At 59.3% G+C, this 20,875-nt stretch carries 19 protein-coding genes; 5 read left to right on the forward strand and 14 right to left on the reverse strand.

The window, feature by feature from the left end; all coding sequences use genetic code 11:
- Positions 1-500: 500 nt before the first annotated feature.
- On the reverse strand, positions 501-1,313 hold the full coding sequence (locus HX803_RS09395; protein ID WP_178920150.1) for an HNH endonuclease: 813 nt from the start codon (positions 1,311-1,313) through the stop codon (positions 501-503).
- Between the two features lie 735 nt (positions 1,314-2,048).
- Entirely contained in the window at positions 2,049-2,798 is a 750-nt protein-coding gene (locus HX803_RS09400) for an SDR family NAD(P)-dependent oxidoreductase (RefSeq protein WP_178920151.1), read from the reverse strand.
- Between the two features lie 104 nt (positions 2,799-2,902).
- Between HX803_RS09400 and HX803_RS09405 the strand changes: the two genes are divergently transcribed.
- From HX803_RS09405 to HX803_RS09415, 3 genes are all read left to right on the forward strand, one after another.
- Entirely contained in the window at positions 2,903-3,262 is a 360-nt protein-coding gene (locus tag HX803_RS09405) for a helix-turn-helix domain-containing protein (protein ID WP_178920152.1), read from the forward strand.
- Positions 3,263-3,774: 512 nt separating this feature from the next.
- The gene (locus HX803_RS09410; RefSeq protein ID WP_178920153.1) at positions 3,775-5,037 is read left to right on the forward strand and encodes a hypothetical protein; all 1,263 of its coding nucleotides are present in this window, start codon (positions 3,775-3,777) and stop codon (positions 5,035-5,037) included.
- Positions 5,038-5,191: 154 nt separating this feature from the next.
- The gene (locus tag HX803_RS09415; RefSeq protein ID WP_178920154.1) at positions 5,192-6,412 is read left to right on the forward strand and encodes a multidrug effflux MFS transporter; all 1,221 of its coding nucleotides are present in this window, start codon (positions 5,192-5,194) and stop codon (positions 6,410-6,412) included.
- On the opposite strand, the gene HX803_RS09420 is transcribed toward HX803_RS09415, so the two are convergent.
- A complete protein-coding gene (locus tag HX803_RS09420; RefSeq protein ID WP_178920155.1) occupies positions 6,339-8,354 on the reverse strand; it encodes a bifunctional diguanylate cyclase/phosphodiesterase in 2,016 nt (671 codons plus the stop codon). The two genes, HX803_RS09415 and HX803_RS09420, sit on opposite strands and share 74 nt — an antisense overlap.
- 3 nt (positions 8,355-8,357) lie before the next feature.
- Entirely contained in the window at positions 8,358-9,929 is a 1,572-nt protein-coding gene (locus tag HX803_RS09425) for a methyl-accepting chemotaxis protein (protein WP_178920156.1), read from the reverse strand.
- 370 nt (positions 9,930-10,299) lie between these two features.
- Here HX803_RS09425 and HX803_RS09430 point away from each other — a divergent pair, with 370 nt between their 5' ends.
- Complete coding sequence (locus tag HX803_RS09430) at positions 10,300-11,172, forward strand: LysR family transcriptional regulator (RefSeq protein ID WP_178920157.1); 873 nt, start codon at positions 10,300-10,302, stop codon at positions 11,170-11,172.
- On the opposite strand, the gene HX803_RS09435 is transcribed toward HX803_RS09430, so the two are convergent.
- The 8 genes from HX803_RS09435 to HX803_RS09470 form a co-directional block, all read right to left on the reverse strand.
- Positions 11,169-11,453 (reverse strand): gamma-butyrobetaine hydroxylase-like domain-containing protein, encoded by a 285-nt coding sequence (locus tag HX803_RS09435; protein ID WP_178920158.1) that lies wholly within the window; start codon positions 11,451-11,453, stop codon positions 11,169-11,171. The genes HX803_RS09430 and HX803_RS09435 overlap by 4 nt on opposite strands.
- Positions 11,450-12,394: a HEAT repeat domain-containing protein gene (locus HX803_RS09440; protein ID WP_178920159.1), complete on the reverse strand. Its 945-nt coding sequence runs from the start codon at positions 12,392-12,394 to the stop codon at positions 11,450-11,452. Before HX803_RS09440 ends, HX803_RS09435 begins: the two co-directional genes overlap by 4 nt.
- The gene (locus tag HX803_RS09445; RefSeq protein ID WP_178920160.1) at positions 12,391-13,221 is read right to left on the reverse strand and encodes an ABC transporter ATP-binding protein; all 831 of its coding nucleotides are present in this window, start codon (positions 13,219-13,221) and stop codon (positions 12,391-12,393) included. Before HX803_RS09445 ends, HX803_RS09440 begins: the two co-directional genes overlap by 4 nt.
- Positions 13,221-14,003 (reverse strand): ABC transporter permease, encoded by a 783-nt coding sequence (locus tag HX803_RS09450; protein ID WP_178920161.1) that lies wholly within the window; start codon positions 14,001-14,003, stop codon positions 13,221-13,223. Before HX803_RS09450 ends, HX803_RS09445 begins: the two co-directional genes overlap by 1 nt.
- 13 nt (positions 14,004-14,016) lie before the next feature.
- Positions 14,017-15,423 (reverse strand): ABC transporter substrate-binding protein, encoded by a 1,407-nt coding sequence (locus HX803_RS09455; protein ID WP_178920162.1) that lies wholly within the window; start codon positions 15,421-15,423, stop codon positions 14,017-14,019.
- Positions 15,424-15,542: 119 nt separating this feature from the next.
- Complete coding sequence (locus HX803_RS09460) at positions 15,543-15,788, reverse strand: ferredoxin family protein (RefSeq protein WP_028616162.1); 246 nt, start codon at positions 15,786-15,788, stop codon at positions 15,543-15,545.
- A 51-nt stretch (positions 15,789-15,839) separates the two neighbouring features.
- Complete coding sequence (locus tag HX803_RS09465) at positions 15,840-17,564, reverse strand: fumarate reductase/succinate dehydrogenase flavoprotein subunit (RefSeq protein ID WP_178920163.1); 1,725 nt, start codon at positions 17,562-17,564, stop codon at positions 15,840-15,842.
- Entirely contained in the window at positions 17,561-18,322 is a 762-nt protein-coding gene (locus HX803_RS09470) for a GntR family transcriptional regulator (protein WP_178920164.1), read from the reverse strand. Before HX803_RS09470 ends, HX803_RS09465 begins: the two co-directional genes overlap by 4 nt.
- A 201-nt stretch (positions 18,323-18,523) precedes the next feature.
- On the opposite strand from HX803_RS09470, the gene HX803_RS09475 reads away from it, so the two are divergent.
- Positions 18,524-18,790: a DUF2790 domain-containing protein gene (locus HX803_RS09475; RefSeq protein WP_178920165.1), complete on the forward strand. Its 267-nt coding sequence runs from the start codon at positions 18,524-18,526 to the stop codon at positions 18,788-18,790.
- A 6-nt stretch (positions 18,791-18,796) separates the two neighbouring features.
- Here the strand turns inward: HX803_RS09475 and xerC are convergent, their stop codons facing one another.
- Together xerC and HX803_RS09485 are read right to left on the reverse strand one after the other, a co-directional pair.
- Entirely contained in the window at positions 18,797-19,711 is a 915-nt protein-coding gene (xerC, locus tag HX803_RS09480) for a tyrosine recombinase XerC (RefSeq protein WP_178920166.1), read from the reverse strand.
- 115 nt (positions 19,712-19,826) lie between these two features.
- Positions 19,827-20,630, reverse strand: coding sequence for a M949_RS01915 family surface polysaccharide biosynthesis protein (locus HX803_RS09485; protein WP_178920167.1), 804 nt, complete (start codon positions 20,628-20,630; stop codon positions 19,827-19,829).
- Positions 20,631-20,875: the final 245 nt, after the last annotated feature.

Raw genomic sequence — 20,875 nt, forward strand, 5'->3', positions numbered from 1 at the left:
AGCCACATCCCCCATCCTGATGTATTGACGACAAAGAAAAGACAGTGCGGCAGGCTAATAGTGGGAAACCATCTCCTCAGCAGCCGGATCGCAGCACAGTGGAATCCCCAACGTAGAATGCTAATGCTGTATAGCAAGATTACAGTAGAAGTAGTGACTAGCAGCCAGGTCATATTTTTGAGGCGATCAAGGATCTTCAATGCATCGGGAATCGATGCTCCAGGCTCAGCGGAGCTTCCATAGGCCCACTCTAGGCTGATGCCGGCCAAGGTCGCCCACACCCCTGCAACAACCAGAGGCAACCCCCAAAGCCCCTTCAGCCGCAAATGGATCGGCCTCCTAGTAGGGGTGAAATCCAACGGTTTTACAACGACAGGAGCAATCAATAGTAGGGCGTACTTACTTACCTGATGGTCGCGAATTTTAGACCATGCGAATCTTAAAACGGACAATGACATTATTACCTAGGGTGGAAACAGTGGCGAAGTTTCATTCCTAAATCACTGTTCAGGGCAGTGCTGCGTATTATTGATTGCTACAAGACCAGGCATCCCTGCATTTGCTGTGGCTAAGACTTCTTTTAGCTCATCTATGCTCAAAACCTCGGCCCCGCGATGTACGACTGCATGGCAGTTCGGACACAGCGGTATCAAATCGGTTATTGGATCGAGCTTGTATTCCTCTCCGATCGTGGCCAGAGGTACGATGTGATGAACATGGATAAGCTCTTTGGCAATCTCGCCATAGACAGAGCCGAAGTCAAATTTACAAGCTGCGCACACGGCCTTGTGATGCTGAATACATGCTTCCCGGGCCTGAGCATTGCGCTCGTATGCGTTAACCTTTACCTCTCGCAGCGCTCCCTCTAGGTAGAGTTCTGGCTGACTGACCTCTTCAGGGATTGCAGGTGTTGGTGGTGCCTCACACGCGTACCATTGACCTTTCTGCTGAAGCAGCCATTTACGAGTGATAAATCGTTCAAAGTCTTTGATCTTTGCGGGGCCTGCGCCGTCCTCGTCCTGGAGTTCGTCCGAGTGCATAATTTTGAACGCATAAAGCTCGTATCCCTGCTCGGTGACTAGCCTGAGATGCTCGACGCTCTGCTCGTAGCCATTGTTGCGGCGCCCATTCTCAATTTTCCAACTTTCGCAAAGTATGAGTGTACGGTCGCTGTTTATATGAATATCCCAAGCGCCGAATATGACCTTGCGTTCTTGGTGATTCACAAACGACCAGCTCCAAGTCCAGTTTTTACATGTAGCACCCAATGATTCGATAAATGCTTTACGACTTGGGTAGTAGGGAGTGGCCATGCGAAATCCTATGCGTTAGGTTGTCTGGTGGAGTAGTGAAAGTAGGGGCATACAGCAGGGTACGAGGAAGTCGACAACGTACCGCTTCGTTTATATCATCAGACATGCGCGCCATCAAAGCGCCATATCTGCGGGTGCTGTGTTTGCAAAGCTTTACCGCTGATCATTGGCGCTCAGTGGACGGATCGGTGGCAAAGGAGTACTGGAAGAGCTGAATCCTCACTGGTTCAACACCGAGGTTCTGGGTGACTTTCTTATCCTGAAATGAAGCTGGTGCTCCCGCACATTCTCATCGAGCTCTATTTGCAGGACACAGATGAACTTTAGGGCTCTGCTTTCGGAGTATGTGTAAAAAGCCCGAATCGCGCGCAGATTTGCCATAGCAGTGTTGTACTGTGCGTTCGGTGCCTGAGTTTGATTTGAATGCAGATGAGCGGAATGACTGAGATGAAAGGGGTTGCGTTGCCAGCTTGCACGAACAGCGGTACACGCTAATGGCACTGAATCAGCTTCATCGGCAGCCACCTCATTTAATGGCTCGCCATGAACACGAAGAACATGGCCCGTTGAGAGATTGGACGTCAGAAGCGGGTTTGTCGAATCAGTACCTTATGAGGCTCGTGAACATTTCCAATATGACATATGATTTAACATAATATACATTATGCGTAATTATGTGTTGCGTAATCAGAGGCAGTGCCCGTCAGATTTCAACAGGCAAAACCCCCATCTCCCTCAAACCTGAGCAAACCCGCCATCAACAAACATTTCACTGCCCGTCATGAAGCTGCTCTCATCCGATGCCAGGAACAAGGCTGCCGCTGCAACTTCTTCCGGCTTGCCAATGCGGTTCAACGGTACCTGCGCGGTCATGTCGTTAATAATCGCTTCCTTCTGGCCTGTGCCTGAAAGCGCGAGGTCCAAGCCTGGTGTCGAGATTGGCCCTGGCGACAGCACGTTGACGCGAATGCCCGTGCCTTTAAGGTCCAGCGCCCAGCTCCTGGCAAAATTACGCAGCGCCGCTTTTGTCGCGCTGTACACACTGAATGCCGGTGTGCCCATGGTGCCTGTGGTCGATCCGGTCAGGATCACCGAGCTGCCGGCGCTCATCAGTGGCAAGGCTTTTTGTACGGTGAATAGCGTGCCTTTGACATTGATGCCGAAGGTTCGGTCAAACGACTCTTCTGTGATCGCGCCGATCGGCTGGAAATCCCCCAGGCCTGCGTTGGCAAACAGCACATCAACTCGGCCCTTGGCGGCTTTGACTCGCGTAAACACGCGATCAAGGTCGTCCAGTTTTGAAATGTCGCCTTGTATGGCAATGGCTTCAGGACCGATCAGTTGCAGCGCTTTGTCCAGCTCCTCTTGCCGGCGTCCTACAATGACGACTTGGGCGCCTTCCGCCGCAAAACGAATGGCGGTTGCCAGGCCGATGCCGCTGTTGCCGCCGGTGATGACTGCGATTTTTCCGTTGAGCCTGCTCATGGTGAACTCCAAAGAATAAGGTTGAGGCCCAACTGTAGATCTGCGCTATTTTTTTGAATAGTATGCACCTTTTAGTAAGTACCCTATGTGGAGCCTTCTCGATCATGGCCAATAACTCATTCAATTGCGGGCTCGAAGCCGCCTTGGCGGTGATTGGCGGCAAATGGAAGCCCCTGGTGCTGTTCAACCTGGCGCAAAATGTTCATCGATACGGTGAATTAAGACGCGCGATTGGCGGCGTAACCGATAAGGTGCTGATCCAGCAACTCAAGGAGTTGGAGCGCGACGAGATCATCTCTCGCGTGGATTTCCAGGAAATACCGCCCAAGGTCGAGTACTCGCTGACCCCTTTCGGGCATTCCCTGGCTACGGCGCTGGGGGCGCTTTGCCAATGGGGAACGGAGCATATGCAAACCGTTGAACGCATCGCTGAACGACGTACTGCCGCCCTCTCCCAGCCTTGAGCCCCCTGCCGTGATAGCCAACTCAACTAAATGACTATTTAGTTGAGTTATCTTCAATTATTCGGTATGGGCCGAGCAGAAACTGTGCACAAAATTATGGGTGCTCATGACATGAACTTCAGAGAATTGGTTGACTGATTAAGAGCAGACTTAGCGTTACGCTAAAACCCTGCGCTAATTATCTGCACCTAGAAAAATCATCGCGCCGGGCCCGGAAACCTCACTCCAATCACCCATCTGTCTCGCTAATACACACTCTCCGAATAGCCTGTGCCATACGACTCTATCAATGGGTAACCCCCTTCTCTACATGAAGCGGATTCAGGAATCCTGTATGAGGGAGCGGTCCCTCCCCATGGAAATGAAAATGTCGCGACGTTTTAATGCTTGTGAGTAAAGTTTGTTTCGATGCTGCCGATTATTCTGCATACGGGCCGTACGCCCGGTTTATCTGTTCTCTCGATCAATGTGCCCTAACCGACCTATCGATAATTCAACCAGAGGAAAAGTCCTTGAACCAACCCGCATTCAGCCTGCCAGAAACCCCTGGCCAGCCCTCTGAAACAAAGAAGTTAATGCGTAAAATACTTCGGAAGGCACCGAAGTATTGGAAAATCATCGCTGGCGCGATATCCCTTTACGCTTTAGGCGCAGCTATTCTCACTTTATATATTTATCTTTACGTCATTCAGCGAGTGGATTTATTTATGCCCTCGGTTGCAGTAAGCCCTGCAATGTTCACTTGGTTAGCCTGCGGGGCTCTAATTCTGATGGCGGCATTGCTATGTGTTATCACACCAGCGGTTGTGTTTACTGGAATGATTTCGCTTTTCAGCCTATCAACCAGCGACGCAGCGAAGCTAACACCCCGTCTAGCTTTCCTTATGGCGGGAGGGTTTGGCGTTATGATTCTGGGCGCGTATAAACTCACTTCAGAAAATTTCGCCTGGTCATTTTTGGTGGTGTGGCTGCTCGGATTTTTGGGTATATCTTTTATGGTCGCAGGTACACACCTGAAGAGGTCAATTTATCTAAAAAAAATAGAAGGAAAAAGCTGGTACTCCGTCCGGGCAGCCACCATGATTATTGGCGCATCGATACTCTTTCTGCTTACCGTAATAATGGGAATATACCCTACAACGTTTATCTCTTGGTCGCATCCAGAGGGCTCGACGCAATCAGGAGAGTATCTCATCATGGCCATCTCGGTTGCTTGGATGGTCCTACTCTGCATTCCAACAATTACCTACTACAACACGGAGGGCGATCTTACAAAAAAAGTTTTGAACACCTTCAAGGCAGTCTGTTTTGCGATCTTTGCATTCCTTGTGATGTCACCCTCTCTATTCGGGCTGGTTGCTTATTCGGCCGCATCGGCAGTCAAGTTACGCAACCCGCAAGTCTCTGAATATATCGTCAGTAAGAAATACCCTAAGGCGACGCTGGATAAAGAGCTCTGGAAGCTCAAGGAATTAAATGATGAAGGAAAAAATATTACTATTTTGGCCTTTCCGCTGTTCAAATTCGGCGAAACCCTACTGCTTTGTCCTGCTAAATATGTACAGCTCGACAGGGATCACATTGCGAACGTATCTAAATACTGTTTCGCAACCACAAATTCCGAAATGATTCAGGCCGCCCCGACTCAATCGGATCGGACGTTTTATCTCAAAGAAACTTACTGCGGCCGAGTCTTCACTAATCCTCCGTTAAAACTGAGCCAAGAGCAGCGGTGTGTTTTTGCTCCCACTAAAAGTAACCCACTGGCCAAATAGTTTTCAGTTCCTGGTTTACATTAATTGAACATCCCAATGCTTTTGCGTCGGCCTTCTTCAACGTCAGGGCCGCCCCCACGTCAATGGCGCTTGTATGCACCCGGTACGCCCCCTAAGCTGGCACTCTTTTTTGTCGCCCTGCCCCGGATGTCCCATGTCTCGAAGCATCGCACACCTCGCCCTGCTCCTGGGGTTGATCACCGCCATCGGCCCGTTCGCCATCGACAGCTACCTCCCTGCCCTGCCCACCCTGGGCGCCAGCCTGCAGGCTTCGCCGGCCGCCGTGCAGATGAGCCTTACCGTGTTCTTCATGGTCATCGGCGTGTGCCAGTTGTTCTACGGGCCGATCAGCGATGTGTTCGGGCGCAAGCTGCCGATTTATGCGGGGCTGGTGATTTTTACCGTGGCCAGTGTCGGCTGTGCATTGGCACCCAACATTGAAGTGTTGATCGGTTTTCGCGCCTTGCAGGCCTTCGGCGCGTGTGCCGGGATGGTGATTCCCCGGGCGATCGTGCGCGACCTGTACACCGGCCATGAGGCCGCGCGCCTGATGGCGCTGCTGATGCTGGTGATGAGCGTGTCGCCGATCCTTGCGCCGTTGGCCGGCAGCGTGGTGATTTCGTTGTGGAGTTGGCGTGAAGTGTTTGTGGCGCTGGCTGTCGTGGCGGTGCTGTGCCTGGTCATGACCGCCGTGCAGTTACCCGAAACCCACCCGGCCGAGCGGCGCCTGGGCAAGACCCTCGGCTCGGCCATCGGCAGCTACGGCGCATTGCTGCGCGACCCGGTGTTTATCGGGCTGGCAGTGGTCAGCGGGTTTGGCCTGGCCACTTTCTTTGTGTTCATCGGCAGCGCGCCGTTCGTGTACATCGAGTACTACGGCCTGACGCCCACCCAGTTCAGCCTGTGCTTCGCCCTCAACGCCGCGTCGTTCTTCGCCATGAGCCAACTTACCGCGCGCCTGAGCGCGCGCTTTGGCCTGGCGCGGGTGATCCGCAGTTCGGTGATGGCCGTGGCGGCGGTGATGGCGGTGTTGGCTGTCACCCTGGTGTGGGGCAACAGCCTGGCCGTGATGATGACACTGCTGTTCATCGGTTTCGGTTTTCTCGGCCTGCTGTTGCCGGCAGCCGGCGTGTTGTCCCTGGAGGATCACGGTGCGGTAGCTGGCTCGGCGTCGGCCCTGCTGGGCGCGATCCAGATGATCACGGCGGCGGCGTGCATGAGTGTGGTTGGCGTGTTTGCCGACCACACCCCGGCACCAATGGTGGTGGGCATTGCGCTGTGTGCCCTGGCGGCGATGCTGGTTACGCTGTGGACCTTGCGCCGTCTGCCAGCGCATCTGGCGTCCAATGCCCGGCACGTACCGCCAGCCAAGTGAGAAACACTTGGGCCGGCATCGGCCGGGCGATCACGTAACCCTGGACTTCATGGCAACCAAAGCTGGCCAGCAGCGTGCACACCTGCCGGTCTTCGACCCCTTCGGCCACCAGCCGCAGGTTCATGATCAGGCCCAGTTGAATAATGGCCCGCACGATTTCCTGTTGCTCGGGCTGGTGTAACTGGGTGATGAACGAGCGGTCGATCTTCAGTTCGTCCACCGGTAGCCGAGACAAGTAAGCCAGCGATGAATAGCCGGTGCCAAAGTCGTCGATCGCCAGCGAGAACCCCAACTGGCGCAACTGGGTCAGCGTCACCAACGCTTGCTCAGGGTTGCGCATGGCGCTGGACTCGGTGATCTCCAGGCACAACTGCGCCGCATCGGCGCCGGTCTGTGCCAGCAAGGCCTGGACCTGAGTCGGGAACGTCGGCGACTCCAAATCCTGCACACTCAAGTTGACGCTGATGCGCAGGTCACATGCCCGGCTCAACTGCATGCACTCGCGCAACAGCCACAGGCTCAGGGCGCAGATCCGACCGTTGTCCTCGATGATCGGCAGGAACACACCCGGGGCAATCAGGCCCAGGCGCGGGTGTTCCCAGCGCACCAACGCTTCTGCTGCGCCGATATGGCCGTCGCTCAAACGCGCCTTGGGCTGCAGGAACACGCGCAATTCACCGGCCTCGATGGCTTGGTCGAAATCATCCAGCAACGCCATCGACTGCAAACGCCGCTGCTCCAGTTCCGGGTCATAGAACACATGGCTCACCGCCTGGTGACTGGCGGCATCCAGCGCCACTTCGGCGTAACACAACAAGTCCTGCACACTGCGCCCGTGGATCGGGTAGCGCGCCAACCCCAGGCGTGCCTTGACCATCACCGCGTGCTGGCCGCCGAGCCTGAACGGTTTGTCCAAGGTGCGCGCCAGCCGCGCCAGGCAGATGTCCTGGTCGCAGCGCAGCAGCAAGGCAAAGCCGTCCGACGGCAGCCGTGCCAGCAACTCGCCCTCCCCCAGCACCGCCGCCAGCCTTCTTGCCACGCCTTGCAGCAGCAGGTTGCCATCGCCGTAGCCGTAGAGCGCGTTGATGCGCTTGACGTCGCAGATGTCGAAGATCGCCACGGTCAGCCCCGACAGCGGCCTATGGCCGGCAGCGATGGCCCGGTTGACGTCCATGATGAACCGCGTGCGGTTGGGCAGCCCGGTCAGCGGGTCTTCAAACGCCAACTCGGAGATGCGCAACTCGCGGCTGGCAATCACCAGCAAGCCCAACACAAAGGTGGTCAAGCCGATGCCGAGGAACAGCAACAGGCACGCGCGGCGTTCGGCCTTGATCGCCTCCAGGCTGACGTCCGCGCCCAGCACCAATTGACTGCCGTGCGGCCCTCTGATGGGCAGGAAGAGCGAGCGAAAATCGCCGAACTGGTCGCTGTATTCCACAAACCGGCTGCGGCGTTGTGCAAACACTTCGTTAAGTTCTGGCGGCGCGCTGTCGTAGTGGCCCAAATGCTGGCCGTAGCGCCCGCTGGCGATCTCGGCGGTATTGGCCGAGTCCATCACGAACAGCGTGTGGCCCCCGCGCTGGGTGAGCACGTAGATCGAATCCACCCCGGCTTTTTTGGCGTAGCCGTCCAGGCGCTGCAACATCGCCTGGTAGCGTGGCTCATCGAACGGTCCGTCACCCAGCAGTTCGCCCAGGTAGTCATCGCCGATCACCACCGGCAGCGCCTGCACAATGGCGCTCAGGCGCGTACCCAGCAGCGCGTCATCGGCCGCGGCCTTGAAGCGATAACCGCTGACGGTAAACAACAGGGTCACCAGCAGGTGAATCAGCACAAAACTGAGGGACACCTTGCCCAACCGGGACAAGGCACGCAGCCGATGCCTGCGCACGGGTGCATCGTCGGGCAACAGCCAACTGCGGTGTTCGAGCGCCTCTGCCATGGGTTACACCTTGAACCGCTTGACCAGGTTCTGCAGTTCGCCGCCCAACTGGGCCAGGTCGGTGCTGGAATCGGCCATCTCGGCGCTGGCCTGCGCCGACTGGTCGGCCACTTCGCGCACGGTCATGACGCTGCGTTGGATGGTGTCCGCCACGCTGGCCTGCTCTTCCGCCGCCGTGGCGATCAACAGGCTCATGTGCTGGATACCCGCCACTTGGCGGGTAATGGTCGCCAGTGCTTCACCGGTGTCGCGCACGCCGATCACCGTAGACTGGGTCTGCACCACGCTGGCCTGCATGCGCCGCGAGCTTTCCTCGGCAATGCGTTGCAGCCCGGCAATCAGGTTCTCGATTTCTTCGGAGGATTGCTGGGTGCGTTTGGCCAGGCTGCGTACCTCGTCGGCGACCACGGCAAAACCGCGGCCCGCCTCCCCTGCCCTGGCCGCTTCGATGGCCGCGTTGAGCGCCAGCAGGTTGGTTTGCCCGGCCACCGTCTTGATCACATCCAGCACGCCGCCAATGCGCTCGCTCTCTTTATACAGACGGGTCATCGACTCGGCCGACATACCCACGTCCCGCGCCAAGGTTTCAATCTGCTCCACGGCCTGCTGTGACACCTGCAAGGCGCTGCTGGCCTGGGTGTCGGCCTCCTTGGCAGCCTGGGCGGCCTGTTCGGAATGGCGTGCCACTTCCAGCACGGTGGTGGTCATCCCGGCCATGGCGGTCGCCACCTGGTCAGTCTCGGTCTTCTGGCTATGGATGCCCGCGCGGGTTTGCACGGTGATTGCGGCAAACTGGCTGGCGGATGCGGCCAGCCGATGAGAACTGCCGCCGATCAGTGCCATCACGTCGCGCAGGCGGTGGCTCATATGGTTGATCGAACGCAGCAACTGGCCCAGTTCGTCGGCACGCTCGCTGTGCAGTTCCACGGTCAGGTCGCCATTGGCGATGCGTTCGGCCGCCTCAAGGGTCTGTTGCAATGGCGCGACAATCTGCCGGCCAATGCGCCACGCGAGCAACCCGCCGAACAGCAAGGCCAGTAACGTCAGCGAGCCGAGCACGATCACCACCGCTTCGACACGGCGCTTGGCCCGCACCGCTTCAACGTCGTAGAGCACATTGATTTCATCTTGCAGGGCAGCTAGATCGGCATTCAACTTGAGCACCGTGGGGCCTGCATTGACGCCGACTTCCACCGCATCATGGGCTTTCATGTAAGCGCGCAGCTTGTCATCCAGGCGGCGGATCTTGGCCAGGTCTTCCTGGGGCCACTGCCCGGCGTGCACGTCGGCGACGATCCCGGCGAGCAGCTTTTCCATCTGCCCGAGGCTGGCATCGTGTCGGGTCAATTGGGTGGCGTCTGCGGTCAAGGCATACACAAAGTTGGCGTCACGGGAGAACACGGTCTGGTCGAACAGATTGCCCAGCCGGTTGATGCGCTTGAGCGATTGGCCGTCGCTGCGCAAGGCGTACAACCCCGTCAGTGCCAGCAGCACCGCAAATGCCAAAAGCAAACCAAAGCCCAAGCCCAGCTTGCGGCGCACAGTCAGATGTTCCAGGGCAAATCCACGCGACATAAGTAACAACCTCGTTGCTCCCGTTTGCTCGGCGCGCAGAAACGCCGACGCCTCGCAGGTGTGCGATAGCGTCTGGGGGCAGATTTAAGTTAATGGAGCACTTTGCTCGATAAACAACCAGGCTGTTACTTGGCGATGAGTCAAAATGCCATCGCACAATATCATTGGCTGAACAAAGAATAAACGAAACATGAAAAATCCAAATATGGAGGAGTGAAATCCATATTTAGGTATTTATTATTAGACGCTCAAACCGTACTATCGCGGCCCCTGAAACTTCATCGATTACAACTAATTCCGCTATAGCGTACTGCTTGGCGTCTTACGTATTTCGCTCACCTGAGCGCCTAGGGTCGTTATGCTGGATGATGTGGCTATCTTCGTTCAAATCGTGCGCAGCGGCAGCCTTGCGCTGGCCAGTAAAAAACTGGACATGCCCGCCAATACACTGGGGCGCCGCCTGGCCAGCCTGGAGCAGATGATGGGCACGCCGCTGTTGTTCCGTTCTACCCGCGCCCTGCGCTGCACCGCAGCCGGCGAGCGGTTATACCAGCACAGTTGCACTAATATCGACGCCCTTCATGCCGCGATAGAATCCATCAAACACATGGACGGCGAACCCCGTGGCAAAGTTAGGGTGCATGTGTCCACCAGTTTCTTTGAATACTCCGACACTAACTTCTTGCAAGTCTTTCTCGACAAGTACCCGGTGATCGAGCTGGAGCTGATCGTCTCGGATATAGAACCCAACTTGACTGAAGAAGGTATCGATCTACTGCTGCGCGTAGGTAAACCGAAAAAAACCAGTTATGTCATACACAAGTTGCGCGACGTGACCTTGGGTTTATATGCCAGCACGCACTACTTGGCCACACAGGGCACGCCGCACACCTTGGATGACTTGATGGGCCACGAACATTTGCAGTACCTGGGCAAGACCCACGAAAACCTGTTGACGCTGATGCGTGGCGATGAAACCCACAGCGTGCCTATTCGTGGCCGGTTTTCTTCGGACTCGATGCTGGGTCTGATCAACGCGGCCCACCAGGGCTTGGGAATTGCCCTGCTGAACAACGTGACCACCCAATTCGATCAAAAGGACCTGATACGCGTACTGCCGGAATACTACCTGCCCACCGAGGGGTTCTATGCGGTGTACCCGAACCGTAAATCCCTGTCGATCGCCGCCCTGGCGGTGCTCGACCACTTGATCGACAAGGCCGGTATCTGCCGGCTGCGCTAGGCGTCGCTGCCCAGGCCGGCCAGGTACGCCCACGGGTAGATACCACGCTCGTGCCCATCGCTGAACACCAGTTGCACGCCATAGCCCTGTGGGTGGATCTGCAGCACACGCACGGCGTCCGACACCCTGGGTTGGCTGCCGCGCAAGCGGAACGCCCGGCATTGTGAGCACGGGCATTCGCGACGCAATCGCGCGTGCTCGATCCACTGGGTGCCGTCGGCCCACTCCAGGCGCAATCGCCCGTCAGCGCCTTTGCCAATCCCGCTGGGAGCGGTGGTCATTGCAGTTGCGCCAGGGCGATCCGCACCGCCTTGCGCACTTCCGGGTCGGCGTCGTCGGCCGCATCCCGCAGGGCACTCAACGCCTGGCGATCGCCCAACTCACCCAATGACAACGCCGCTTCCTTGCGCAGGTTGCTGATGCTGTGGCCCAACGCCTGGACGAGTGCGTCGAGCGCCGGCGCATAGCGTAACCGCCCCAGGCTGCGGGTGGCCCGCAAGCGCACTTGCCAGTATTCATCGCTCAATGCGCCAACCAGTGCTTCGCCGGCGCTGTGACTGCCGACTTTGCCCAGGGTGGTCGCCGCCTCTTCACGCACTTGCCACGCTGGGTCCAGCAGGGCCCGGTACAACGCTGGCAACACCTGCTCATCGCTGGCCAGGCCGAGGGCACCGGTGGCAGCGCGGCGTACTTCTGTGTCCGGGTCGCTGCTGGCCAATCTGGCCAACGCTTCCAGCGCGGGCAGGTGTTTGAGCCAACCGAGCACACCCACGGCTTCGCGGCGGATACCCGCATCGGCGTCCGCCAGCGCCCGCAACGCCGAAGGCGCAGCAGCCTCCAGGCGCAACTCGCGCAAGGCACGAAAGACGGCGGTGCGCACGCTCACGTCGGCGTGCTCGGCCCAGGGCAACAACACCGCGCCTGCCTGGGCCGTCTTCAAGACGCTCAAGCTTTGCGCGGCCGCCTCGCGCACCGCAGGTTCCGCATCGGTCAGCGCCTCGCACAGTGCCTGCACCACCTCATCCTCTTCCCAGGCTTCCAGCAAGGCGGCGGCTTGGGCGCGCACTTCCACGGCCGGGTCCTGGCGCAGGCTGTCCACCAGCCATGCCAGGCCGTCGGGTTCTTCCAGGTCGGCCAGGTCGATCAGGGCAATGCGTCGCATGGCAGCGTCCGATGCCTGCAGGCGCGGGCGCAGGGCTTCTATTTCGGGGTTATAGGTCATATGGCAAATCGCGGTATGGAATGATCAATGGGCAACCCAAGCGGGTTCAACCGGGGCAACTGGCGTCCATCTTCGTGGTGCAGCAGTTCCAGGCAGTGGCGCTTGAGGTGGGTAAATTCAGGGGTGGTCATCAGCCCGGTGTGGCGCGGGCGTGGGAAGTCCAGGGTGAAGTCTTCGATAATGCGGCCTGGGCGCGGGCTCATCACCAGAATGCGGTCGGCCAGGAACAACGCTTCATCGATGTCATGGGTGACAAACACCACGGTGGTGCGGATCTGCGTCCAGATATCCAGCAACAACGCCTGCATCTTCATGCGTGTCAACGCGTCCAGCGCGCCAAACGGTTCGTCCATCAGCAACAGGCGCGGGCGATTGATCAGCACCCGAGCGATTTCCACCCGTTGCTGCATACCGCCCGACAATTGATTCGGCCAGCGTTCGGCAAAGCCTTCCAGCCCCACCAGTGCGAGGATTTCATCCGCCGCCGCCAACCGCTCGGCCTTGCCGACGCCGCGCATCTTCAGGCCGAACGCGACGTTCTCACGCACACTGCGCCAGGGGAACAGCGTGTGTTGCTGAAACACCATGCCACGCTGCTGGGACGGCCCGGACACCGCCTGCCCGTCCATGTGCAAAGTGCCCTGGCTCGGCACCAGGTGGCCAGCCAGCGCCCCCAGCAAGGTGGACTTGCCGCAGCCCGACGGGCCCAGGATGCACACGAACTGGCCCGGCTCGATGCTGCAATCAAGTGCTTTGACCGCCTCAAAAGCCTGGGCTTTTTCGCCCAGCACAATCGACAACCCGCTGATTGCTATACGACCTTCCATCAGGCTTTACCTCGCAGGCGATGCCAAGGGGTGAATGCCGCGCCCAGGCACTTGACCAGCCAACTGCTGCCCATGCCCAGTACGCCGATCAACAACATGCCGACCACGATGTCGGCATAGTTCTGCAAGGTGTATGACTCCCAGGTGTAGTAACCGATACCGAACTGCCCCGAGATCATCTCGGCCGTCACCAGGCAGAACCACGACGTGCCCATGCCAATGGCAAGGCCAGTGATGATGCTCGGCGCAGCGCCCGGCACGATCACTTCGCGCAGGATGGCACCGCGCCCTGCCCCCAGGCTGCGTGCCGAGGCGATCAATCGAGGGTCCACCCCTTCAACGCCATGCACGGTATTGAGCAAAATCGGAAACAGCGCGCCGGTGAAGGTGATGAACACCATCGACAGTTCCGACGACGGGAACATCAGGATCGCCAGGGGAATCCACGCCACCGCAGGAATCGGGCGGATCACCTCCAGCGGCGGCAGCAAGACATCTTCGGCCCACTTCCAGCGGCCGATGGCGATCCCCAACCCGATGCCCACCAGCACCGCCACCAAGTAACCTTCAAACACCCGGCCCAGGCTGGCCCCCAGGTGCCGGGCCAGCTTGCCCGAGTCCACCAGGGCCAGCGCCGCCTCCAGCACGGCGCCAGGCGTGGGCACATTGGCGAAGGTCACCAGCCACAGGTTCCAGTGATGGCTGGCGGCGAGTTGCCAGAACAGCAGGCACACCAGCAAGGAACTGGCCCGGGGCAGCCAGCGATAAGCGGCAGTTGGCATGGGCATGTTCCTGTCAGCGACCGGCGACGGCTTGGGCGCCGGCGCGAGTGAAGTCAAACACCTGGCCGCCCTGGGCATCGGCGAATTGCTGCGCCTGGCCCTTGAGCAGGAAGGCACTCAACTTGCCCTGGCGATCACTGGCAAACCAGGCCTGGCTGGCCAATAGCTTGATGCCGCTGTCTTGGGCCTGGGCGTACACCGCACGCACGGCCTTGCCGTCTTTTTTCAAACTGGCCAGTGCGCTGAACGCCGCTTCGGCCGAGGCGTAGTCACGTACCTTGGGCTCGCCCTTGACCCAGATCTGCGCGACGTGGGTCCAGTCGGTGATGGGCTTGCCCGTGAGCGCATCGTTGGCCTTGAGCGGCGCCTGGGCGTAGTTGGCCAGTTGCGCTTGATAATCCAGGCCCGACGCCTTAAAGGCAGCGCGGATGTACTGGTCGTCAATGAAGGTGTTGAGGTCCAGGCCACGGTCGGCCTTTTTCAGCAGCTTGAGGGTGTCGATGGCCGTGCCCACGGCCTGGCGGTATTCCGGCTTCCAGCTGAGGTCACGGGTTTGCACACCCAGCGGCCCGTGGAACAGGTAGTTGACCTCGGCCTCCACGCCGGTGACTTTTTCGATCAGTTCGCTGTACTTTTCAGGCTCTGCGGCGAGCAATTGATTGGCCTCGATACTCGCACGCAGGTAGGCGACCACCACTTCGGGGTACTGGCGCGCATAGCGTTCATCCACCAGGGCACCGTGGAAAGTCGGGGTGTTGGATTGCGAGCCGTCGTAGATCTTGCGGGCAAAGCCACGGTTGGGGAACAACTCGGCGAACGGCACAAAGTCGGCGTGAGCGTCGATCTTGTCAGCCTGCAACGCCGACCCGGCGACTTCAGGCGCCTGGGCGATGATGTTCACGTCCTTGAGCGGGTCCCAGCCCTGGGCAGCCACGGCACGCAGCAGCATGCCGTGGGCCGTGGAGGCGAACGGCACGGAGAGGGTCTTGCCTTTGAGGTCTGCCAGGGACTGGGCCGAAGACCCTGCCGGCACCACGATGCCATTGCCGCTGCCCTTGATATTGCCCGACAGCACACTGATAAACAGGCTGTGCTTGCCCGCCGTTTCATAGGCCACGCCGTTGAACGCCCCGGGGAAGTCGGCCATGGCGCCGAAGTCGAGCTTGCCGGCGACCATTTCATTGGTCAGTGGCGCACCGCTGGTGAAGTTCTTCCACTGGATATCGTAGGTGGCGTCCTTGTATTGGCCGTCGTGGGGCAAATATTTGTCCAGCAGCCCCAGTTCGCGGATCAGCAGGCCGCCAGCGGCGCAATTGATGGTGGTGTCCTGGGTGCCGATGGCCACCCGGATGGTCTGGGCCTGCACGGACAGGCTCAGGGAGGCCAGCACCAGGCTGGCAACGGTTGCGCGCAAGAACATTGGGTATTTCCCCTCGAATCATGGTTATAGGATCGTCTCCGCCGTGATCGGGCACGGTGGGAAACGAGGGGGTGCAGCATGGGCGTCCGGTGTAGGCGGATGGCTTTGAATCAACACACTCAGCGCAGCAGGTACGGGATCTCGACCTTGACGGCGCCGGTGGGGCAATCCTTCTCGCAGGGCATGCAGTACCAGCACTCGTCGAAGGCCATGTAGGCCTTCTGCGTGGCCGGGTTGATTGCCAGCAGGTCCATGGGGCACACGTCGACGCACACCGTGCAGCCCTTTTCGGCGATGCACTTGTCTTCGTCGATCGTCACCGGCGCGTTGGAGCGGAAGAATATTTCCTGGGGCTGGTAGGCCATTTCACGGTGTCCTTGGCGCTTTTGCGCTCTCTGCAGGTATTACGGATTGCCTCAGGCGGCACCGACACGCAGGCGGTCATAGGCTTGCAGCTCGTCGGCGTCCAGGGGGATTACGTAGGGCTCTACCGGCTTCTTGAAGCTGACCATCTGCCCGTCTTCACCCTTTTTCAGGTGGCAATGGCAAAACCAGTCGGCATCATTGCGCAGCGGGTGATCGACACGATGGTGGTACAGGCCCCAGCGGCTTTCGGCGCGGTACAGCGAAGCGCGGGCAGCCATCTCGGCGCAATCACGGATCACACTGGTTTCCATGGCGCGCATCAATTCGTGAGGGTTGTGGGCCTTCATCTGGTCCAGGTCGCGCTGGATATCGCCAAAGCGCTGCAGGCCGATCTCCATCTTGCGGGTGACCTTGGGCGGTTGCAGGTAGTCATTCACGAAGCGACGCAGCTTGTATTCGACCTGGGCCGGTGGCAGCCCGGTGTCGCGGTCCAGTGGCGCGTACACCCGGGACTGTTCGGCGGCGACTTGTTCAGCGCTGACCGCACTGAACTCTCGCTCAGCCACGTACTGCGCAGCGTTGGTGCCGGCAAACCAGCCATAGGTAAACGCGCCGAGCATGTAGTTGTGCGGCACCGCCGCCATGTCGCCCGCCGAATACAGGCCTTTTACCGAGGTTTCCGCACGTTCATTCACCCACACGCCCGAGGCCGAATGCCCGCTGCAAAAGCCGATCTCGGAGATGTGCATTTCCACCATGTCGCTGCGGTAATCCGTACCCCGGTTGGCGTGGAACTGGCCCCGGCTGGGGCGCTCATTGCTGTGCAGGATCTGCTCAATGTTCTGGATGGTTTCCTCGGCCAAGTGGTCCAGCTTCAAGAACACCGGACCGTTGCCGCTTTCCAGCTCCTGGTGGAACTCCCACATCATCTGGCCGCTCCAGTAGTCGCACTCGATGAAGCGTTCACCTTTGTTGTTGGCCGTGTAACCGCCCAACGGGCCGGTGACGTAGGCGCAGGCCGGGCCGTTGTAGTCCTTGATCAGGGGGTTGATCTGGAAACATTCCAGGTTCGCCAGCTCCGCCCCGGCGTGGTAGGCCATGGCGTAGCCGTCGCCGGCGTTGGTGGGGTTTTCATAGGTGCCCATCAGGTAGCCCGAAGACGGCAGGCCCAGGCGGCCGGCCGCGCCGCAGCAGAGGATCACCGCCTTGGCCTTGATCACCTGGAAGTCCGCCGTGCGGCAGTCAAAGCCCATCACCCCATTCACCGCGCCTTCGCTGTCGGTCAGCAGGCGCGTGCACACCAGACGGTTGGTGATGTTCACCCGGGCACGCTTGAGCTGTCGGTACAGGACTTTCTTGATGTCGTGGCCTTCGGGCATGGGCAGCACGTAGGCACCCATGTGGTGGACCTTCTTCACCGCGTAGTCGCCGGTCTCATCCTTCTCGAACTTCACACCCCAGCGGTCCAGTTGCTCGATGGTCTCGAAACTGTGGGTGGCGTAGGCATACACCGCCGCCTGGTTGACGATGCCGTCGTTGGCGATGGTGATTTCCTTGGTGTACTGCTCGGGCGTCGAATGGCCCGGGATGATCGCGTTGTTCAGCCCGTCCATGCCCATGCTGATCGCGCCGCTGCGCTTGACGTTGGCTTTGTCGATCAGCAGCACGCGCAGGTCGCGGTTGGCTTCCTTGGCCTTGATCGCGGCCATGGGGCCGGCCGTACCGCCGCCAATCACCACGATGTCGTATTCCAGTTCCAGGGTCTGGCGGCTCATGGGCGGGTTCCTCGCTCGCGGTCGATACGCAGGCGGTACTGGAACGCATCGCCACGGTAATACAGGTGCTCGAAGTCCACGGGCTGGCCGTCGGCGGTGTGGGTCAGGCGCTCGATGTGCATGATCGGCGAGCCGGGTTCAACGTTCAGCGCCTGGGTCAGGTCGCTGTCGGCCAGGACTGCATCAATAGCGACGTCGGCATGGCCCAGTTGCAGGCCGCAGTCGTTTTCCAGGATCAGGAAGATGTCGCGGGTGACCAGGTCGGCTTTTTCCAGGCGTTCGCCCACTGCCTGGTTGAGGTAGGTGATCTCCAGGGACACCGGCTCGCGGTTGATCAGGCGCACCCGCTTGATCTGCGCCACCGTGGTGCCCTCCTCCAAGCCGAGGCGCTCGGCCACTTGCTTGTCAGCGGGCACAAAGCGAAAGCTGCGCAAGCGGTTGATCACTTCATAGCCGCGTTCGGTCATGGATTCGGCCAAGCCTTGCAGGGTGCTGACGTTCTGGTAGGCCTTGGGTTTGGACACGAAGGTGCCTTTGCCGTGAATCTTGAAGATCAGCCCTTCTTTCTGCAGGTCGCCCAAGGCTTGGCGCACGGTGATCCGGCTGACCTTGAAGCGCGCGCCCAACTCGGCTTCGGACGGCATCTGCGTATTGGGGGCGTATTGGCCATCCAGGATGCCGCTGCGCAACAAATCACGCAGTTGGGCATGCAGGGGAATGCTGGACAGCGGGGATAAGGCAACGGCGGATTCGTTCATCAAGGTCACTTGTCATAACGAGTTATGACGTGATCTTAAGAAGCCTAAGCATCGGCATGGAAATACCGTTTATGCATAAGCTTAAACTTCTATTGTTTTGGCTGATGTCCGGTATCGGCCGCAATGCCTTCTGGCGTATAGGCGGGCTTTATAGAATGACGATCACAGTCAAACCGTTATCGATCGGTGCTGGAGGTCATCATGCGTTATGTGCTTATTGCCGCTGTGCTGAGCCTGTTCAGCACCGTCGCCGCCGCCCAGGATGCGCCCAGCCCCGGGGCCAACGCGCCGGCCACCCAGGCCGACGATTATTCCGAAGACCTGGACATCGCCAAGGCCGTGCGCAACACCAGCGCGGCATCGACCGCCTGCGGGCCGGTCAAGGGCCACGTGGTGTACGTGGACAGCCAGGGCGTGCGCCATGAGCTGGACTACGTGCGCGTCGGCAACGCCTGCCAGCACGGTTGATCCGCACTACAGGTCAAACCGGTCGACGGCGCGGCGCCGCTCGTTGTCCTCACGCACGTCATAGCTGGCGGTGGTCTGGATGTTGGTGTGATGCGCCAGTTTCTGCGCGATCGACAGGTCGTGTTCTTCGATCACCCGGGTGATGAAGGAACGGCGGAAATCGTGAGGCATGATCTTCACCCCCACCTGTTCGCCGCGCTGGCGGGCAATGTAGTAGATCGCATGCTTGGTGATGCGCTCGCGGGTAATGTGGCTGCCCCGGCGAATGCGGTTGAACAGGAAAGCATCGTCCTGCTCCCCCTCCTTGAGCTGTTCGCGACGAAATGCCAGCCACGCTTGCAGCTTTTCAAAGGCCCAGGCCGGCGCATACTTGATCAATTCCTTGTTGCCCTTGCCGGTCACCCGCAGGCTGCGTTCGTCAAAGTTGACCTGGGCCAGGTCCAGGTTGACCGATTCCGACTTGCGCATGCCCGAGCCATACAGGATGCCGATCACCGCAGCATCCCGCAGGCCCTGGGGACGCGGGTCGGCGGCGCAGGCTGCCATCATTTCGCGGATCAGCGTACGGCGCAGGTTGCGGCCCTGGCCCAGGCGAGTGCCGGGAGCCGCCTTCACCGAGCGCATTTTCAGCAAATGGTCCTGGCTGATCAGGCTCATCCGCCAGGCCTCATTCATCACGCCGCGCACCGCGTTAACGTACAGCGACGAGGTGTTCGGCGCATAGCCGTCCTCGCGCAGCGCGGCCACCAGGGCAATCACGTGCTCTGGCTGCAGCAAATGCCAGTCGATGTCTTCGAGGTTGATGTCTTCAAAGCCCAGGCGGTCGGCCGCATCTTGCAGCACGTAGCGCATGGTCAACTGGCTGGAGGGCGCCAGGCGGGTGAGGTAAAGGGTCAGCGGGTTGCGGATAGACTCAGTCAAGGTAGATCAGCCTTTGGATTAAATACCTCTAACAAGCCTTTGTTTAATAGAGGTATTTAGTGAATTGGCGAGGGCCGAGTCTACCCCACGATCAGCCCTGGCACAAAATCACGGCTTACTCTTCGTCGTCGGTCGGGTCCTGCGGCTGAGCCTGGGACTGGCTCCAGTCGGCGTCCTGTTTCTGCATCAGTGCAAACCAGTGCTGGCGCATGAACGTGAGGTAACCCTCCGGCGCCTTGGCGAAATCCTTCTCTTCGCTGTAGCAGCCCGGCAGCGGCAATTCGGTGCCCTGTTCCTTGTACTGGCTGACCAGCGCCTGTTGCGCCGCCACGCTGCAATCCTTGGGCAGCGGCATGCCGCGCAGGGCGCCGGCCTCCTCATCCCACCAGCTGGCGCCCACGCGGTCGACACCGCGCAATCGGTACTTCTGGGACTTGCCCACGTGCATGATCAACTTGAATTCGTTGGGGCTGACGTCACTGGTGCAGGTGCGTGAATAGCCCACGGTGGCCTGGGTGATACCGTCGCCGGAGAGGTCGGTGACCTTGGTGGCCGCCATGTCAAAGCGCAACGATGCATCGAATTGGCAGTGTTGCACGTCGTCGTAGAGCATCCAGACGCGCTTGGGATGGTCGCCACTCAGCAGGTACTGCGCCGCGTAGACAAACGCCGATTGAGTGCCGTCATCGTCGCGCTCGCTGACCTGCTCGGCGAGCACCAACAGGTTCTTGCCCTGATGGTCGTCCCAGGTGTAGGCCGCGACCTGCTTGCCACGGACTTCCACGCCGTCCGGCACCTGGTCGATGCTGGTCAGCGCCACGCCGTCATCGGCCCGCACGGTGGTGACACAGGCCACGGCCATCAACAATCCCATCAACGCCGGCCGCAACTGGCCGCGCAAAAGCTGCACGCTATTCATCCGAGTACCCTGGCAAGAGATGGCTTACTTTACCGGCACTTGAAGGCCAATGCAGAGAAGATTGTTGAATAAAACAACGAGCACTCGACGCCCTAGGGAAAACCCTCGGGTTTTGCCCGCAAACAGTATCCGTTGGCGTGTCAGTCGCTTAGCTGAACCCTAGCTGTCTACCTGTCAAATAAACGAGTTTTTCATCAGCCTTTCATATTCGTTCAACATTTTTCCGCTTAATCTCTGCCCCAGGA

The organism is Pseudomonas sp. P7548 (assembly GCF_013386585.1).
GTDB lineage: Bacteria > Pseudomonadota > Gammaproteobacteria > Pseudomonadales > Pseudomonadaceae > Aquipseudomonas.

What these genes read in the sequence shown, in the direction of transcription:
- HX803_RS09475 (WP_178920165.1), top strand. Translation starts at nt 18,524, where the DNA reads ATGCGTTATGTGCTTATTGCCGCTGTGCTGAGCCTGTTCAGCACCGTC.
- HX803_RS09400 (WP_178920151.1), bottom strand. Translation starts at nt 2,798, where the DNA reads ATGAGCAGGCTCAACGGAAAAATCGCAGTCATCACCGGCGGCAACAGC.
- HX803_RS09445 (WP_178920160.1), bottom strand. Translation starts at nt 13,221, where the DNA reads ATGGAAGGTCGTATAGCAATCAGCGGGTTGTCGATTGTGCTGGGCGAA.
- HX803_RS09435 (WP_178920158.1), bottom strand. Translation starts at nt 11,453, where the DNA reads ATGACCACCGCTCCCAGCGGGATTGGCAAAGGCGCTGACGGGCGATTG.
- HX803_RS09415 (WP_178920154.1), top strand. Translation starts at nt 5,192, where the DNA reads ATGTCTCGAAGCATCGCACACCTCGCCCTGCTCCTGGGGTTGATCACC.
- HX803_RS09420 (WP_178920155.1), bottom strand. Translation starts at nt 8,354, where the DNA reads ATGGCAGAGGCGCTCGAACACCGCAGTTGGCTGTTGCCCGACGATGCA.
- HX803_RS09450 (WP_178920161.1), bottom strand. Translation starts at nt 14,003, where the DNA reads ATGCCAACTGCCGCTTATCGCTGGCTGCCCCGGGCCAGTTCCTTGCTG.
- HX803_RS09405 (WP_178920152.1), top strand. Translation starts at nt 2,903, where the DNA reads ATGGCCAATAACTCATTCAATTGCGGGCTCGAAGCCGCCTTGGCGGTG.
- HX803_RS09425 (WP_178920156.1), bottom strand. Translation starts at nt 9,929, where the DNA reads ATGTCGCGTGGATTTGCCCTGGAACATCTGACTGTGCGCCGCAAGCTG.
- HX803_RS09470 (WP_178920164.1), bottom strand. Translation starts at nt 18,322, where the DNA reads ATGAACGAATCCGCCGTTGCCTTATCCCCGCTGTCCAGCATTCCCCTG.
- HX803_RS09395 (WP_178920150.1), bottom strand. Translation starts at nt 1,313, where the DNA reads ATGGCCACTCCCTACTACCCAAGTCGTAAAGCATTTATCGAATCATTG.
- HX803_RS09455 (WP_178920162.1), bottom strand. Translation starts at nt 15,423, where the DNA reads ATGTTCTTGCGCGCAACCGTTGCCAGCCTGGTGCTGGCCTCCCTGAGC.
- HX803_RS09465 (WP_178920163.1), bottom strand. Translation starts at nt 17,564, where the DNA reads ATGAGCCGCCAGACCCTGGAACTGGAATACGACATCGTGGTGATTGGC.
- HX803_RS09440 (WP_178920159.1), bottom strand. Translation starts at nt 12,394, where the DNA reads ATGACCTATAACCCCGAAATAGAAGCCCTGCGCCCGCGCCTGCAGGCA.
- HX803_RS09460 (WP_028616162.1), bottom strand. Translation starts at nt 15,788, where the DNA reads ATGGCCTACCAGCCCCAGGAAATATTCTTCCGCTCCAACGCGCCGGTG.
- HX803_RS09485 (WP_178920167.1), bottom strand. Translation starts at nt 20,630, where the DNA reads ATGAATAGCGTGCAGCTTTTGCGCGGCCAGTTGCGGCCGGCGTTGATG.